Origin of the sequence: Dietzia maris, from assembly GCF_014144855.1 — a bacterium.
Lineage (GTDB): Bacteria > Actinomycetota > Actinomycetes > Mycobacteriales > Mycobacteriaceae > Dietzia > Dietzia kunjamensis.
The window spans coordinates 1-15,325 of record NZ_JAALDN010000187.1 but is presented as its reverse complement, the minus strand read 5'-3'; the positions used below and the strand labels follow the sequence as shown (position 1 = coordinate 15,325).

Annotated in this window: 12 protein-coding genes; 11 read left to right on the top strand and 1 reads right to left on the bottom strand. The window is 70.7% G+C overall.

The genetic code is table 11. The features are described from left to right. From G6024_RS06830 to G6024_RS06820, 3 genes are all read left to right on the top strand, one after another. The coding region (locus G6024_RS06830) for a hypothetical protein (protein WP_182640328.1) at nucleotides 1-271 on the top strand (271 nt) is incomplete at its 5' end. Between the two features lie 76 nt (nucleotides 272-347). Further along, nucleotides 348-1,898 (top strand): succinyl-CoA:acetate CoA-transferase ScpC, encoded by a 1,551-nt coding sequence (locus G6024_RS06825; protein WP_159148346.1) that lies wholly within the window; start codon nucleotides 348-350, stop codon nucleotides 1,896-1,898. Nucleotides 1,899-1,934: 36 nt separating this feature from the next. Next, nucleotides 1,935-3,344: an acyclic terpene utilization AtuA family protein gene (locus tag G6024_RS06820; RefSeq protein ID WP_067716721.1), complete on the top strand. Its 1,410-nt coding sequence runs from the start codon at nucleotides 1,935-1,937 to the stop codon at nucleotides 3,342-3,344. Between the two features lie 10 nt (nucleotides 3,345-3,354). On the opposite strand, the gene G6024_RS06815 is transcribed toward G6024_RS06820, so the two are convergent. Continuing rightward, the gene (locus tag G6024_RS06815; protein WP_083249509.1) at nucleotides 3,355-4,962 is read right to left on the bottom strand and encodes a class I adenylate-forming enzyme family protein; all 1,608 of its coding nucleotides are present in this window, start codon (nucleotides 4,960-4,962) and stop codon (nucleotides 3,355-3,357) included. Nucleotides 4,963-5,097: 135 nt separating this feature from the next. On the opposite strand from G6024_RS06815, the gene G6024_RS06810 reads away from it, so the two are divergent. The 8 genes from G6024_RS06810 to G6024_RS06775 all read left to right on the top strand — a co-directional run. After that, a complete protein-coding gene (locus G6024_RS06810) occupies nucleotides 5,098-5,916 on the top strand; it encodes a TIGR03084 family metal-binding protein (protein ID WP_067716716.1) in 819 nt (272 codons plus the stop codon). After that, a complete protein-coding gene (locus G6024_RS06805) occupies nucleotides 5,913-7,736 on the top strand; it encodes an acyclic terpene utilization AtuA family protein (protein ID WP_067716712.1) in 1,824 nt (607 codons plus the stop codon). Before G6024_RS06810 ends, G6024_RS06805 begins: the two co-directional genes overlap by 4 nt. Next, complete coding sequence (locus G6024_RS06800) at nucleotides 7,733-8,935, top strand: acyl-CoA dehydrogenase family protein (protein ID WP_082923930.1); 1,203 nt, start codon at nucleotides 7,733-7,735, stop codon at nucleotides 8,933-8,935. The genes G6024_RS06805 and G6024_RS06800 overlap by 4 nt, the downstream gene beginning before the upstream one ends. Continuing rightward, a complete protein-coding gene (locus G6024_RS06795) occupies nucleotides 8,932-10,530 on the top strand; it encodes an acyl-CoA carboxylase subunit beta (RefSeq protein WP_067716709.1) in 1,599 nt (532 codons plus the stop codon). The genes G6024_RS06800 and G6024_RS06795 overlap by 4 nt, the downstream gene beginning before the upstream one ends. Before the next feature lie 11 nt (nucleotides 10,531-10,541). Next, nucleotides 10,542-12,593: an acetyl/propionyl/methylcrotonyl-CoA carboxylase subunit alpha gene (locus tag G6024_RS06790; RefSeq protein ID WP_069388744.1), complete on the top strand. Its 2,052-nt coding sequence runs from the start codon at nucleotides 10,542-10,544 to the stop codon at nucleotides 12,591-12,593. Beyond that, complete coding sequence (locus G6024_RS06785; RefSeq protein ID WP_119193299.1) at nucleotides 12,590-13,771, top strand: acyl-CoA dehydrogenase family protein; 1,182 nt, start codon at nucleotides 12,590-12,592, stop codon at nucleotides 13,769-13,771. Before G6024_RS06790 ends, G6024_RS06785 begins: the two co-directional genes overlap by 4 nt. Nucleotide 13,772: 1 nt before the next feature. Further along, complete coding sequence (locus G6024_RS06780) at nucleotides 13,773-14,570, top strand: enoyl-CoA hydratase family protein (protein ID WP_069388742.1); 798 nt, start codon at nucleotides 13,773-13,775, stop codon at nucleotides 14,568-14,570. Nucleotides 14,571-14,648: 78 nt separating this feature from the next. Then, a partial coding sequence (locus G6024_RS06775) for an alcohol dehydrogenase catalytic domain-containing protein (protein WP_159148345.1) occupies nucleotides 14,649-15,325 on the top strand: 677 nt, incomplete at its 3' end.

The window sequence follows — 15,325 nt, the reverse complement described above, 5'->3', positions numbered from 1 at the left end:
CCCGCCCACGGTGGCGCGGGTCGCCGGAGGGTGCGGGGGCGGGCGCCGGGTGCTGCTCGAGGGTAGGGCCGCGGTCCGCTCCGACGGCGTTCGCCCCACGCATCTCCTCGTATGGGCGTCCGGCCCCGACGGCGGGGAGGTGCTGGTCCTGGTGGAGCGGGGGGACCGGGGAGTCTCGCCCTGGCCCGCGGACGGCGCTACGGCGGGGGAGATCGGGTTCGAGGCGGTCCGGTTGGATGCCGATCGGGTCGTGTCCGGCACCCTGGCCTGAGGGCGCCCACTCCGGCCGGGGGTGGGGCCTGGATCGCGAGTCGGGGTCCCGGACGGCCCGGCGATAGGCTCCGCGTATGAGCACCTCCGTCCAGCAGCGGGGCACCGCGTACGACCCCTCACGCATCCGCCATCCCCACTTCCGTGGGCTGGTCACCGACGCGGCCTCCGCTGTGGAGCGGATCGCCGATGGTGACACGGTGGCGATCAGTGGGTTCGCCAGCGCGGGCACGCCCAAGGCCTTCGCGCCGGCCCTCGCCGAGCGCATCCGTTCGGTGCGGGCGGCTGGTGGCGACTTCAGCGTCAACCTGCTCACCGGCGCGTCGGTGGCGAACGAGGCCGAGGCGATGCTCGCCGAGGTCGACGGCATCGCGCTGCGGATGCCGTACCAGAGCGAGCCCACCGCCCGCGGCAAGATCAACTCGGGCGAGATGGACTACGTGGACGTCCACCTCTCTCACGTGGCCCAGCAGGTGTGGCAGGGCCATTACGGCGACGTGGACGTCGCGGTGGTGGAGGTCGCGGCCATCACGGAGGACGGCGGACTCGTCCCGGCGATGTCGGTGGGTAACAGCAAGACGTGGCTCGACGTGGCCGACAAGGTGATCCTCGAGGTGAACTCCTGGATCCCGGAGGGCGTCGAGGGCATCCACGACGTCTACTACGGCACGGCGCTCCCGCCGCATCGCAGGCCGATCCTGCTCTCGCGGGCCGACGACCGGATCGGTCAGCCCCTGCTCGAGGTGGACCCGGCCAAGGTCATCGCGGTGGTGCCCACCGATCAGCGGGACTCCGCCAGCGCTCTGACCAAGCCCGACGAGGTGAGCAACGCGATCGCGGGCCACGTGCTGGAGTTCTTCCACCACGAGGTCGCGTCCGGTCGGATGCCCGCGGGGAGCCTCCTCCCGTTGCAGGCCGGGATCGGCAATGTGGCCAACGCCGTCCTGGCCGGACTGGCGGCGGGGTCGTTCTCGGACCTGAGCTGCTACTCCGAGGTCATCCAGGACTCGATGCTCCAGCTCATCCGGGAGGGCACGGTCGCCCACGCCTCGGCCACCGCGCTGGCGTTGTCCGCGGACGGACTGACGGAACTGGTGGACAACTTCGACCTCTACCGCGACCACATCACGTTGCGCCCGCAGGAGATCAGCAACCACCCGGAGATCGTCCGGCGGCTGGGGATCGTCGGCATGAACGGCATGCTCGAGGCGGACGTCTACGGCAACGTCAACTCCACCCACGTGGGCGGGACCCGCATCATGAACGGCATCGGCGGGTCCGGTGACTTCACGCGTAACGGATACGTGTCGATGTTCCTCAGCCCGTCAACGGCCAAGGACGGGGCGGTCTCGGCGATCGTGCCGATGGTCCCGCACGTCGACCACACCGAGCACGACGTCCAGGTGATCGTCACCGAGCACGGCCTCGCCGACCTGCGCGCATTGAGCCCACGCAAGAGGTCGCGTCTCATCGTGGACCGGTGCGCGGACCCCGTCTTCCGACCACTTCTGCACGACTACCTCGATCGGGCCGAGGCCCGTCCGGGTGCCGGCAACACGCCACATATCCTCGAGGACGCCTTCTCGTTCCACACGCGCCTCGCTGCCACGGGGAGCATGCTGGGGTAGGCGTCCGCCCCAGATCGACTAGGAGTCCGAGGATCGATGACGAGCACCCAGAGCCCCCTGCGCATAGGTAACGTCTCGGCGTCGCGGGCAGACCGTGCCACGGCGACGGCCGAGTTCCTCGCGGCCGCGGCGCTGGACGTGCTCGCGCTCGACATGCTCTCCGACGAGGCGATGCTCGATCTGGCCGAGCAGCGGTCCGCGGGCGGACCGGGTTACGAACGGGCGGCGCTGGTCCAGATCGGCGAGTGTCTCGGGCAGCTCGGCGCCGGGGGCGTGCGGATCGTCACCAACGCGGGCGCACTGGACCCCGAGGGCCTCGCCGCCGAATTGCGGTCCGTCGCCCGGGACGCGGGTCTGGACCTGGCAGTGGCCTGCGTCGATGCCGGTGACGTGACGGACCGGACGACCGAACTCGGTCTCGGTGGGGCCGATGTCGCGACGGTGCGTCACGGGGCGTTCGGCATCTCCCGGGCGTTGGCGGCCGGCGCCGTCGTCGTCGTCACCGGGCGCGTCAGTCGCGAGGCCCTCGTCGCCGGCGCCGCGGCGGCCCACCACGGCTGGACGCCGTCCGCCCTGGACTCCCTCGCCGGATCGGTCGCGGTGGGGCACGTGCTCTCCGGTGGCCCCGGCGCGACGGGGGTCGTCGACTCCACGACCGATGTCACCCGCACCACCGATCCGGTCACCGGGGGTTACCCCATCGCGGAGATCGCCGACGACGGGTGCGCGGTCGTCACGCGCCATCCCTCGGCCTTCGGGTCGGTCACCGTCGGGACCGTCACCGATCAGCTCCTCGACGGCGTCGCCGGGGCGCGGTACGCGGCGCCCGACGTGGTGCTGCGGCTCGACTCCCTCAGGCTTGCGCAGGAGGGCACCGACCGGGTCCGGATCAGCGGTGCCCGTGGTGAACCGGCCCCGCCGGTCGTGGCGGTGGTCGCCATGACACGGGGTACCGGTGGCGACCGGCGTCCCGTGCGGGTCGCCCGCCCCCTGGCGCAGGGGGAGACGGGGCACTCCGTGGTCATGCCCGACGGCGCCCGCGTCACGGTCCCGGTGCCGGTCGAGACCGCGCCCATCGGGCCGGGGGAGTTACCGACCCCGTGGACTCCGGGCGCCGTCCCGGGCGGGGAGCCCGTCACCGCCGTCCTGGGCTCGGTCGCGAGTGTGCGACGCGGGGTGGTCGGCCGCGGGGTCAACATCGCGGTGTGGACATGGGACGACTCGGCGTTCGCCTGGTTGGCCGGGGAGCTCACCGTCGAGCGGATCCGTGAACTCATCCCGGGTCTCGACGGTATGGACATCCGGCGCTACCTGCTGCCCAATCTCCGGGCGGTCAATCTCGTGGCCCGCCCGCCACGGGGCGAGGTGCTGCGGCCCGGGCTCGGAGCCGACCTCACGGCGGCCCGCCTGGAGATCCCCGGCGAGCTCCTCGAGGTCGGCCCCTGACCCCGCCCTGTCATTGCGCCGCCCGCAGCTCGGCCTTTCGGATCTTCCCGGTCGCCGTGCGGGGGATGGAGTCGACCACCACGACGTCGCGCGGCCGGTGCGAGGGGGAGAGCCGCTCCGCGCCGAACTCCATGACCGAGCCCTTGAGATCGTCCTCGGCCGGTGCGCCCTCGGCGGGCACCACGACTGCGACCACGAGCTCGCCCCACTTGGGGTCCGGGCGCCCGACGCAGGCGACCTCGGCGACGTGCGGGTGGTCCATGAGGACCCGCTCCACGTGCATCGAGGAGACGTTCTCGCCGCCGGACTTGACGATGTCCTTGACGCGGTCGGCGAACCACACGACCCCCTCCCGGTCGATACGCCCCAGATCGCCGGAGTGCAGGCGGCCGCCCACGAACGCCGCGGCGTTGGCCTCGGGGTTGTTCCAGTAGCCCTCCATCACCGTCGGTCCGCGGTAGACGATCTCGCCTTCCTGGCCGACGGGCATGAGCTCGGCACCGCCCGGTTCGCTGATCCGGTTCTCCGCGATCGGGGTGGGGTAACCCCAGGAGTCGGACTTGTCCGGATTGAGCTCGGGCCACTGCATCACGGTGGCCGGGGTGCACTCGCTCATCCCCGAGGCCAGCGCCATCCTGGCGTCCGGGAGCGCGGACTCCAGGCGTCTGCGCATCTCCTCGGACATCGGGGCCATGGCGTAGAGCAGGAACCGGATCGAGGACAGGTCGAGGCCGCGGTCCCTGCCGTCGGCGAGGGCCTCCAGCATGAGAGGCAGGCCGACCAGGTGGGTGGCGTGGACCCGGGCGACCGTGTCGGCGTATTGGACCGGGTCGAAGCCCGGCAGGAGGTGGACGGTCGCGCCCATGGTGACGGCGGACAACAGGACCCCGTTGAGGCCGGCGGTGTGGAAGAGGGGGAGCGGGCAGACCGTGACCGAGGCCTCGGCTCCCCAGTTGAGGCCGAAGACGGCCCCGTTGCCGAGCGCGGCCATGGTCACCGCGAGGTGCGAGGTGAGTACGCCCTTGGGGCGTGAGGTGGTCCCGGAAGAGTAGAGGCACTGCACGACCTGGCGGTCGCCGATCACCGTGTCGGGATTGGTGTCGTCGTCGGCCAGGAGGTCGTCCCACCCGATCAGCGCGGGACCGTCGGCGGGGGCCTCCAGGCCGTCGGGCACGCCTCCGACGACGACGACGGTGCGGATCGCGGGAATGGCGGCGACCGCTCCCATCACCAATTCCGCGAGTGAACCGTGGACCACGAGGATGCGGGTCCCCGAGTCGGTCAGGGCGTGCTCGATGTTGTCCAACCCGGACAGGAGGTTGATGGGCAGCGAGACCATCCCCGCCTTGGCCGTCCCGAAGTAGGTGGCGACGAACTCGCGGCAGTTCATCGACAGGAGCGCGACCGGTTCCTCCGCCTCGATCCCGTGCGCGGTCAACCCGTGGGCGAACCGGTTGGACACGGCCTCGAGCTCGAGATACGTCCACGATCCCGCGTCGTCCGTGAGGGCGGTCCGGCCCGCGAACGTGGCCGCCGCCCGGGTGGGGAGGTCACCCACCGAGCAGCGGCGGGCCAGGGCGTGGTCGACGGGGTCGATCCCGGTCAGATCTAGTCGCACGGTGTCTCCGTAAGGGGTCGGGGCCTCCCGCATCAGAAGTGACGGGGATCACCACGGCAAAGACTTCCAGGGGTGGCGGACAAAAGCAAGCAAGCACGCTTGCTTTATTCGTGGGGAGGTGGGATCGTTCTCGCCATGACCAAGCCCCAGCCCTCCGAGACGGAGGATCCGCACGCGGCCCTCGCCGCACTCAACGCCCGGGTGGACGAGCTCGTCGAGACCGTCGGGGCCGATCGCTGGAACACCGATACCCCGGCCGAGGGCTGGGACGTCGCGATGCAGATCGCCCACCTGGCCTGGACCGACGAGGTCTCCGTCACCGCCATCCGCGACGCGGAAGCCTTCCAGGCCGTGGTGGACAAGGCCTCGTCAGACCCCACAGGCTTCGTCGACGCCGGCGCGGCCGAGATCGCCGCCACCGGTCGCGACGAGGTCCTCGCGCGCTGGCGCCTCGCCCGGGGCGAACTCGCCGACGCGCTCAAGGCCGCCGACCCGGGGGAGAAGATCCCGTGGTTCGGCCCGCCCATGCGGTCCAAGTCCATGACCACCGCCCGGATCATGGAGACCTGGGCGCACGGCGTGGACGTCGCGGACGCCCTGGGCGTGGGCGTCGACACCGACCCGGCTTTCCTCGGCGCCCTCCCGCACGTCGCCCGTCTGGGCTGGAAGACCCGCGCGTTCGCCTACATGATGAACGGGCTGGAGGCACCCGCCTCCGAGGTCCACGTCGCCCTCACACAGGCCGACGGCACCGTCCTCGAGTTCGGCCCCGCCGACGCCGAGCAGCGGGTCACGGGCCCGATCCTCGACTTCTGTCTGCTGGTCACCCAGCGTGTGCACCTCGACGACACCGCTCTGGAGGCGGACGGCGAGGACGCGCTGGGATGGCTCCGCATCGCCCAGGCGTTCGCCGGACTCCCCGGCAGCGGCCGTGAGAAGGGAGCACGAGCATGACCTCGTCCACGTCCACGCCGTCCACCCCCGGACCGTCCACCCCCGCGCCACTGCGCGTCGGCAACATGTCCGGGTTCTACGGCGACCGCATCTCCGCGATGCGCGAGATGCTCTCCGGCGGCGAACTCGACGTCCTCACCGGTGACTACCTGGCCGAGCTGACCATGCTCATCCTCGGCCGCGACCGGATGAAGAGCGCCGAGCTCGGTTACGCCAAGACCTTCCTGCGCCAGCTCGAGGACTGCCTCGCTCTGGCACTCGAGAAGAACGTCAAGATCGTGGCCAACGCGGGTGGGGTCAACCCGGCCGCGCTGGCCGACGCCATCCGCCAACTCGCGGATCGGCAGGGGCTGCCGGCGAAGGTCGCCCACGTCGAGGGCGACGACCTCATCGCCCGGATCGGGGAGCTCGACGTCCCAGAGGACGCCGGGTTCCCGGTCACGGCCAACGCCTACCTGGGCGCCTTCGGCATCGCACGGTGCCTCGACGCGGGGGCCGACATCGTGGTCACCGGCCGCGTCACGGACGCGTCCGTGATCGTCGGCCCGGCGATCAGTCACTTCGGTTGGGGACGCGACGACCTGGACGCACTCGCCGGCGCCACCGCCGCGGGCCACGTCATCGAGTGCGGCACGCAGGCCACCGGCGGAAACTACGCCTTCTTCAACCGCGGCGAGATCGCCGACCCGGTGAAGCCCGGCTTCCCGATCGCCGAGATCGCCGCCGACGGCACCTCCGTCATCACCAAGCATGCGGGAACCGGGGGCGCGGTCACCGTCGGCACCGTCACCTCGCAGCTGCTCTACGAGGTCACCGGCGCGCGCTACGGCGGACCCGACGTCGTCACCCGACTCGACACCGCCGTGCTCGAGCAGGAGGGTGCCGACCGCGTCCGGATCTCCGGCGTCGTGGGCGAGACGGCACCGCCCACCACCAAGGTGTCCGTCACCTGCCTCGGCGGCTTCCGCAACGAGATCACGTTCCTGCTCACGGGCTTGGACATCGAGGACAAGGCGGCCCTGGTCGAGCGCCAGCTCCTGGCCGGGCTCGAGCGCGAGCCGGCGCAGCTGGACTTCCGCCTGCACCGCACCGACCACCCCGACGCCGACACCCAGGCCGCCGCGACCGCGCTGATGACCATCGTCGCCTGGGACCCGGACTCCGACGTGGTCGGTCGAGCGTTCTCCGATGCCGCGGTCGCCATGACCTTGTCCAGCTATCCGGGCGCCACCCCCAGCGCGCCGCCCGGCCGCGGGGGACCGTACGGCGTGTACATCCCCGCCTACCTGGACCAAAACGAGGTGCCGCACATCGCGGTCCTGCCCGACGGGACCCGGGTCGACATCGACCCCCCCGCCAGGACGGAGGAGATGGGCGACGGCCACGCCTCCGACGGACTGGACGCCGACGGCAACCCGCTCGTTTCCGCAGTGCCGGTGACGGGGTCGACCCGCCGGCGCCCGCTGGGCGACGTCCTCGGGGCCCGCTCCGGCGACAAGGGCGGCACCGCCAACATCGGACTGTGGGCCGGTGACGCCGAGGCCTACGCCTGGATGCGAGACACCCTCACCGTCGACGAGCTGAGACGCCTCCTGCCCGAGGCCGCGGAGTTGCCGATCGAGCGCTATGAGCTGCCGAAGCTGGGCGCGGTCAACTTCGTCATCGACGGACTGCTCGGCAAGGGCGTGGCGCACGGTTACCGCTGGGACCCGCAGGCCAAGGGCCTGGCGGAGTGGCTCCGCTCCCGGGTCGTCGACATCCCCGACCACATCAACGCCCCCGTGACCGCCGCACCGGCCCAAGCGAAGGAGAACGAGTGACCATCCCACGCCGTACCGTCCCCGCCGTCCCACCCCATGTGCCAGGCGACCCCTGGTACTCCGAGGAGCGTCTCGCGCTGCGCGAGGCCACGACCCGCTTCGCCGAGCGGGAGATCCTGCCCCACCTCGACGAGTGGGAGGCCGCGGGCTCGATCCCGCGCGAGCTCCACCGCAAGGCAGGCGAGCTGGGACTGCTCGGGGTCTCGTTCCCCGAGGAGGTCGGCGGCGGTGGCGGCGACGCGATCGATTCGATGATCGTGTGCGAGGCGCTGCACGAGGCCGGAGTGTCCGGCGGCGTGTTCGCGTCACTCTTCACCTGCGGCATCGCGATCCCGCACCTGGCCCAGTCCGGCACCCCGGAACAGATCGAGCGCTGGGTCAAGCCCACCCTCGCCGGCGAGATGATCGGCTCCCTGGCCATCACCGAACCCGGTGGCGGATCGGACGTCGGCCACCTCACCACCACGGCCCGGCGGGACGGCGATCACTACGTCGTCAACGGTGCCAAGACGTACATCACCTCCGCGACGCGCGCCGACTTCGTCGTCGCCGCCGTCCGTACCGGCGGCGAGGAGCTCAAGGGCGCCGCCGGTGTGAGCCTGCTCGTCATCCCCACGGACACCCCGGGCTTCCACATCTCGGCGCCGCTCGACAAGCTCGGCTGGCGCGCCTCCGACACCGCCGAGCTGACGTTCACCGACTGTCGGGTGCCGGTGGAGAACCTCGTCGGCGCGGAGAACGACGGCTTCGCGCAGATCGGGATCGGCTTCGTCGGCGAGCGCGCCGCGCTGGCCGCCCAGGGATACTCCCAGGCACAGCGCTGCCTCGATCTCACGCTGGACTGGGTCCGCGAGCGGGAGACCTTCGGACGCCCGCTGCTGTCCCGGCAGGGCGTGCAGAACACGGTCACCGAGATGGCCCGTCGGATCGATCTCGCCCGCACCTACACGCACCACTGTGTGAACCTGGCGGTGTCGGGGCAGGACGCCATCGCCGAGGTCTGCTTCGCCAAGAACACCGCCGTCGAGTGCGCCGAATGGGTCGCCAACCAGGCGGTGCAGCTGTTCGGAGGACTCGGCTTCATGTCGGAGTCCGAGGTCAGCCGCCAGTACCGCGATGTCCGGCTCCTGGGCATCGGGGGCGGCACGACCGAGATCCTGACCACCCTCGCCGGACGACGTTTGGGGTTCACGGCATGACAATCCTCCGTTCCACACTGGACACCACCAGCGCCGAGTTCGGTGCCGCGAGGCAGGCCATGGAGGGCAAGCTCGACCAGCTCGCCACGGATCTCGAGCCGGCACTGTCCGGCGGTGGCGAGCGCAAGGTCGCCCGCCACCGCGAGCGCGGCAAGTTCACCGCCCGCGAGCGGATCGACATGATCCTCGACCCGGAGTCCCCGTTCCTGGAGTTGTGCGCGCTCGCCGCGTGGGGCTCCGACTTCCAGACCGGTGCCTCCGTGGTGGCCGGGATCGGTGTGGTCGAGGGCGTCGAGTGCCTGCTCATCGCCAACGATCCGACGGTCAAGGGCGGCACCTCCAACCCGTGGACGCTGCGCAAGGTCCTCCGTCTCAACGACGTGGCCATGAAGAACCGGATCCCGGTCATCAGCCTCGTGGAGTCCGGTGGCGCCGACCTGCCCACGCAGAAGGAGGTGTTCGTCCCCGGCGGCGCGCTCTTCCGCGACCTGACCCGCCTGTCCAAGGCCGGCATCCCCACCATCGCCGTGGTCTACGGAAACTCCACCGCCGGTGGCGCGTACGTGCCCGGCATGAGCGATCACGTCGTCATGATCGAGGAACGTTCCAAGGTCTTCCTCGCCGGCCCGCCGCTGGTCAAGGCCGCCACCGGTGAGATCGCCGACGAGGAGACCCTCGGTGGCGCCGACATGCACGCCCGAGTCTCCGGCCTGGCCGACCACCTGGCGGTGGACGAGGCCGACGCTGCCCGCTTGACCCGGGGTATCGTCCGCCGTCTCAACTGGACCAAGGCCGGGCGCGCCCCGCGTGCCCAGGTCGCGGAGCCGCTGTACGGCACCGACGAGCTGCTCGGGATCGTCCCGGAGGACCTCAGGATCCCGTTCGACCCGCGCGAGATCATCGCCCGGATCGTCGACGGCTCGGTCTTCGACGAGTTCAAGCCGCTGTACGGCGCGAGTCTCGTCACCGGTTGGGCCGAGCTCCACGGTTACCCGGTCGGGATCATCGCCAACGCGCGCGGCGTGCTGTTCAGCGAGGAGGCCCAGAAGGCAACCCAGTTCATCGAGCTGGCCAATCGATACGACACACCCCTGCTGTTCATGCACAACACCACCGGCTACATGGTCGGGTCGGAGTACGAGCGCGGCGGCATCATCAAGCACGGCGCGATGATGATCAACGCGGTCTCCAACTCCGAGGTCCCGCACCTGTCGCTCATCACGGCCGCCTCCTACGGTGCCGGCCACTACGGCATGTGTGGCCGCGCGTTCGACCCCCGGTTCCTCTACACCTGGCCCAGCGCCAAGTCCGCCGTCATGGGTGGGCAGCAGCTCGCCGACGTGGTCACCTCCGTCGCCGCGGCCGCCAGCGCCGCCCGCGGTCAGGAGATGGACCAGGAGACCATCGACGGACTCAAGACCGCGATCGCCGACCAGATCGAGAAGGAGTCCCTGCCCGCCTTCCTGTCGGGGATGCTCTACGACGACGGCGTCATCGACCCCCGCGACACCCGGACGGTGCTGGGCCTCAGCCTGTCCGCGATCCACTCCGGAGAAGTCGCCGGAACCGACCGCTTCGGCGTCTTCCGGATGTGAGGAACGAAATCATGGAGAATTCATCAATCCCGACTCCGATCACTTCAGTCCTGGTGGCCAACCGCGGCGAGATCGCCCGACGCGTCCACCACACCGCGCGGTTACTCGGCATGACCACTGTCGCCGTGTTCTCCGACGCCGATGCCGAGGCGCCCCACACCCGCGAGGCCGACGCCGCCGTCCGCCTGCCCGGCAACACCCCCGCCGAGACCTACCTGCGCGGTGATCTGGTCATCGCCGCGGCCGAGGCGGCCGGCGCCGACGCCATCCACCCCGGATACGGGTTCCTGTCTGAGAACGCCGGGTTCGCCCGCGACGTGATCGACGCGGGCCTGACCTGGGTCGGCCCGCCGGTTGCGGCCATCGAGGCCATGGGCTCCAAGATCGAGGCCAAGAAGATTATGGGCGAGGCCGGCGTGCCGATGCTCACCGACCTCGAGCCCGCCGACCTCACCGAGGACATGCTCCCGGTGCTCGTCAAGGCGTCCGCCGGTGGCGGAGGTCGCGGCATGCGGATCGTCCGCACCCTCGACTCGCTGCACGACGAGATCGAAGGCGCGCAGCGCGAGGCGAAGTCCGCCTTCGGCGACGACGCGGTGTTCTGCGAGCGCTACCTCGAGCGTGGACGTCACATCGAGGTCCAGATCATGGCCGACTCGCACGGCACCGTCTGGGCGGTGGGGGAGCGCGAGTGTTCCATCCAGCGCCGCCACCAGAAGGTCATCGAGGAGGCCCCCAGTCCCCTCGTCGAGCGGACTCCGGGAATGCGGGAGGCGCTCTACAAGGCAGCCCGCGACGCCGCCTCCGCGATCGGGTACACCGGCGCCGGCACGGTCGAGTTCCTGGCCACCGACGACGGCGAGTTCTTCTTCCTCGAGATGAACACCCGCCTCCAGGTGGAGCACCCGGTCACCGAGGCCACCACCGGACTCGATCTGGTCGCCCTGCAGTTCGACGTGGCGGCGGGCCTGCCGCTGCCGTCCGCGGAGCCACCGGCCACCCACGGCTGGTCACTGGAGGCCCGCCTCTACGCAGAGGATCCCGCAGGCGACTACACGCCGGGGTCGGGAACCCTCTGGGCGCTCGACGTCCGCGGGGTCTCCTCGAGCTTCGAGGGCCCCCACCGCCCGGGAATCCGGCTGGACAGCGGCGTCGAGCCGGGCGCCGACGGTGCCCTCATCGGAGTGCACTACGACCCGATGCTCGCCAAGGTCATCTCCTACGGCCGCACGCGCGCTGAGGCCTGTGCCTCCCTCGCCGGTGCCCTGGCTCGTGCGCGGGTCCACGGTCTGGTCACCAACCGCGCCCAACTCGTCCGCGTGCTCCGGCACCCGGAGTTCATCGCCGGCAACCTGTCGACGACGTTCCTCGACGACCACGGCGCCGAGTCGCTCGCCGCGCCGCTCGCCGGCCCCGAGGCCGTCGCGATCTCCGCGCTGGCCGCGGCGGTGGTCTCCGGAACCGCCGACCACCTCGCCGGACCGGTGGCGCTGGCCCAGGCCGGGTTCCGCAACGTCGGGCGCACGCTGCAGAAGCGGACGTTCCGCCACGGTGAGGACGAGTTCGAGGTGGCCTACATCCGCGAGCGTTCCGGCGCCCGCCCGGACGGAGACCTCGCCGGGATCGTCACCGTCGAGGCGGTGGCCCCCGACTCCGCCGTCTTCGAGGTCAGGGGAGTGCGTCGCGTCTTCACCGTGGCCCGCTACGAGACCCCGGGTGCGGACACCGTCGTCGAGGTCGACTCCCCGCTCGGTCCCGTCTCACTCGTCGAGCCGCCGCGCTATACCGACCCCGCCGCCGAGGTCGCCGCGGGGTCGCTGCTCGCACCTATGCCGGGCGCGGTCATCCGCGTCGCGGTCGCCGTCGGCGACACCGTCACCGCCGGACAGCCGTTGCTCTGGATGGAGGCCATGAAGATGGAACACACCATCGCCGCCGCCGTCGACGGCATCGTCGCCGAGCTCCCCGTGGAGGTCGGCACACAGGTCGAATCGGGAACGGTCCTCGCCGTCCTCTCCGATCTCGACACCGACACCGACACCGAACAGGACCGATCACGATGACCGACATCTCACAGATCCCCAATCCCGTCATCGACACGGAGGAGCAGACGCAGCTCCGCCAGGTGGCCTTCGAGCTGGGCTCGCGGTACGGCATCGAGTACATGCGGGACAAGTCCGACACCGGCGAGACCACCAACGAGTTGTGGACCGAGGCCGGCAAGCTCGGCCTGCTCGGCGTGAACCTGCCGGCGGAGTACGGTGGCGGCGGAGCCGGGATGACCGAGCTCGCCATCGTGGAGGAGGAGCTCTCCGCGGCGGGCGCCGGCCTGCTCATGATGGTCGTCTCGCCGGCCATCAACGGCACGATCATCTCGCGCTTCGGCACCGAGGAGCAGAAGAAGAGGTGGCTGCCGGGCATCGCCTCCGGTGAGACCATCACCTCCTTCGCGATCACCGAGCCCGACGCCGGATCCAACTCGCACGCGATCACCACCACGGCCCGCCGCGACGGCTCCGATTTCCTGCTCAGCGGGCAGAAGACCTACATCTCCGGTGTCGACCAGGCCGACGCCATCCTCGTCGTCGCCCGCCTCGAGGGCGCGACCAGCGGCAAGCTCCAGCCGGCCTTGTTGATGGTGCCCACGGACGCCCCGGGCCTCGCCAAGACGCACATCCCCACCGAGGTGCGGACCCCCGAGCGGCAGTTCCAGCTGTACTTCGACGATGTCCGGCTGCCGGCCGAGGCGCTCATCGGCGACGGCGACACGGCGCTGCTCATGCTCTTCGCCGGTCTCAACCCGGAGCGCATCATGGCCTCGGGCATGGCTGTGGGCATCGCCCGTTTCGCCATGGACCGGGCGACCAAGTACGCCAACGAGCGGCAGGTGTGGAAGACCCCGATCGGCGCCCACCAGGGCGTGTCACACCCGCTGGCGCAATGCAAGATCGAACTCGAGCTGGCGCGGTTGATGATGCGCAAGGCCGCGGCCCTGGTGGACGCCGGCAGGGACGACCTGGCCGGCGAGGCCGCCAACATGGCGAAGTACGCCTCCGGTGAGGTCTCGGCCCGCACCGTGGACCAGGCCATCCAGACCCTCGGTGGCAACGGTCTGTCGGTCGAGTACGGACTGGCCGGCATGCTCGCCGCGTCGCGTCTGCCCCGTATCGCCCCGGTCAGTCGGGAGATGATCCTCAACTACGTGGCCCAGCACTCGCTCGGGCTGCCGAAGAGCTACTGAGGTGAGCGCGGTGGAAGACCAGACGCTGGTGCACTACGAGGTCCATGGGGGCGCAGCCCGCCTCACCCTGGACTCGCAACACAACCGCAACGCCCTCTCGACCCCCCTGATCGAGCAACTCCACGCGGCGCTCGACCGGGCCGCCGGGGACGACACCGCCCGCGTCGTCGTCCTCGGGCACGCCGGCGGGACGTTCTGCGCCGGTGCGGATCTGTCCGAGGCGTCCGCGAACCAGGGGAGCCCCGAAGAGCAGGCCGCCGAGCGGACCCGGATCTTCCTGGGCGTGCTGTCCGCGATCCTCTCCCACCCGAAGCCGGTGATCGCCGCGGTCGACGGCCACGTACGCGCGGGCGGAATGGGTCTGGTGTCGGCCTGCGATTTCGCGATCGCCGGTCCGTCCTCGTCCTTCGCGCTCACCGAGGTCCGCCTCGGACTGGCGGCCGCGATGATCTCCGTGCCCCTGGCCGCACGCGTGAACTCGAGGGACCTCGCTCGAGCCCTGCTGACGGGGGAGAAGTTCGACTCCGGGCACGCGCTGCGGATCGGGTTGCTCTCCGATTCGGTCGAAGATGTCCAGGGTGCGGTCGGCGAGCTTGTGGCCGCCTTCCGGCCCTGCTCACCCCAGGGGCTCGAGGAGAACAAGGCCCTGCTCGCGGCGCCCGTGCTCGCCGAGCTCGAAGCGCGTGGGGAGGAGCTGGCGGGAGTCACCGCCCGTCTGTTCACGACCCCCGAGGTCGCCGAGGGAATGACCGCGTTCCTGGAACGCAGACAGCCCTCCTGGGCGACCGACACGGAGTAGCGTGGGATGTGGCGCTGGTCACGTGACCAGAGCCACATCACCAGCGCCACATCACCCCTTCACACTAGGAGTACATGCATGCGTACCAAGGCCGCCATCATCAGGGAGCCCAAGCAGGACGGCTGGGAGGTCGTCGAGGTCGATCTGGGCGATCCCAGGGTCGGTGAGGTCCAGGTCAAGTTGGCCGCATCGGGCCTCTGCCATTCGGACGAGCACCTCCTCACCGGCGACCTGCAGTTCGAGACCTACCCCATCCTCGGCGGACACGAGGGTGCCGGTGTCGTCACCAAGGTCGGTGAGGGCGTCACCGGGATCGAGGAGGGTGACCACGTCGTCCTGGCGTTCATTCCCGCCTGTGGCACCTGCCCGCCCTGCGCAGAGGGGCTCCAGAACCTCTGTGACAACGGTGCCGGCCTGCTGACCGGCCGCGCGATCAGCGATGACACCTACCGGGTCCACACCACCGCGGGCGAGCCGGTCGCCTCGATGTGTGTTCTCGGGACATTCTCGCCGTACGTGACCGTCCACCAGTCCTCCGTCGTCAAGATCGAGAAGGACATCCCGCTCGACAAGGCCGCCCTGCTGGGCTGCGGCGTCGCCACGGGCTGGGGATCGGCCACCGAGATCGGTGGGGCGAAGGAAGGCGACATCGTCGTCGTAGTGGGCGTCGGCGGCATCGGCATCAACTCGGTGCAGGGCGCGGCTGCCGCGGGAGCTCGCGCGATCGTCGCCGTCGACCCGGTCGAGTTCAAGCG

What these genes read in the sequence shown, in the direction of transcription:
- G6024_RS06825 (WP_159148346.1), top strand. Translation starts at nt 348, where the DNA reads ATGAGCACCTCCGTCCAGCAGCGGGGCACCGCGTACGACCCCTCACGC.
- G6024_RS06820 (WP_067716721.1), top strand. Translation starts at nt 1,935, where the DNA reads ATGACGAGCACCCAGAGCCCCCTGCGCATAGGTAACGTCTCGGCGTCG.
- G6024_RS06810 (WP_067716716.1), top strand. Translation starts at nt 5,098, where the DNA reads ATGACCAAGCCCCAGCCCTCCGAGACGGAGGATCCGCACGCGGCCCTC.
- G6024_RS06805 (WP_067716712.1), top strand. Translation starts at nt 5,913, where the DNA reads ATGACCTCGTCCACGTCCACGCCGTCCACCCCCGGACCGTCCACCCCC.
- G6024_RS06795 (WP_067716709.1), top strand. Translation starts at nt 8,932, where the DNA reads ATGACAATCCTCCGTTCCACACTGGACACCACCAGCGCCGAGTTCGGT.
- G6024_RS06790 (WP_069388744.1), top strand. Translation starts at nt 10,542, where the DNA reads ATGGAGAATTCATCAATCCCGACTCCGATCACTTCAGTCCTGGTGGCC.
- G6024_RS06785 (WP_119193299.1), top strand. Translation starts at nt 12,590, where the DNA reads ATGACCGACATCTCACAGATCCCCAATCCCGTCATCGACACGGAGGAG.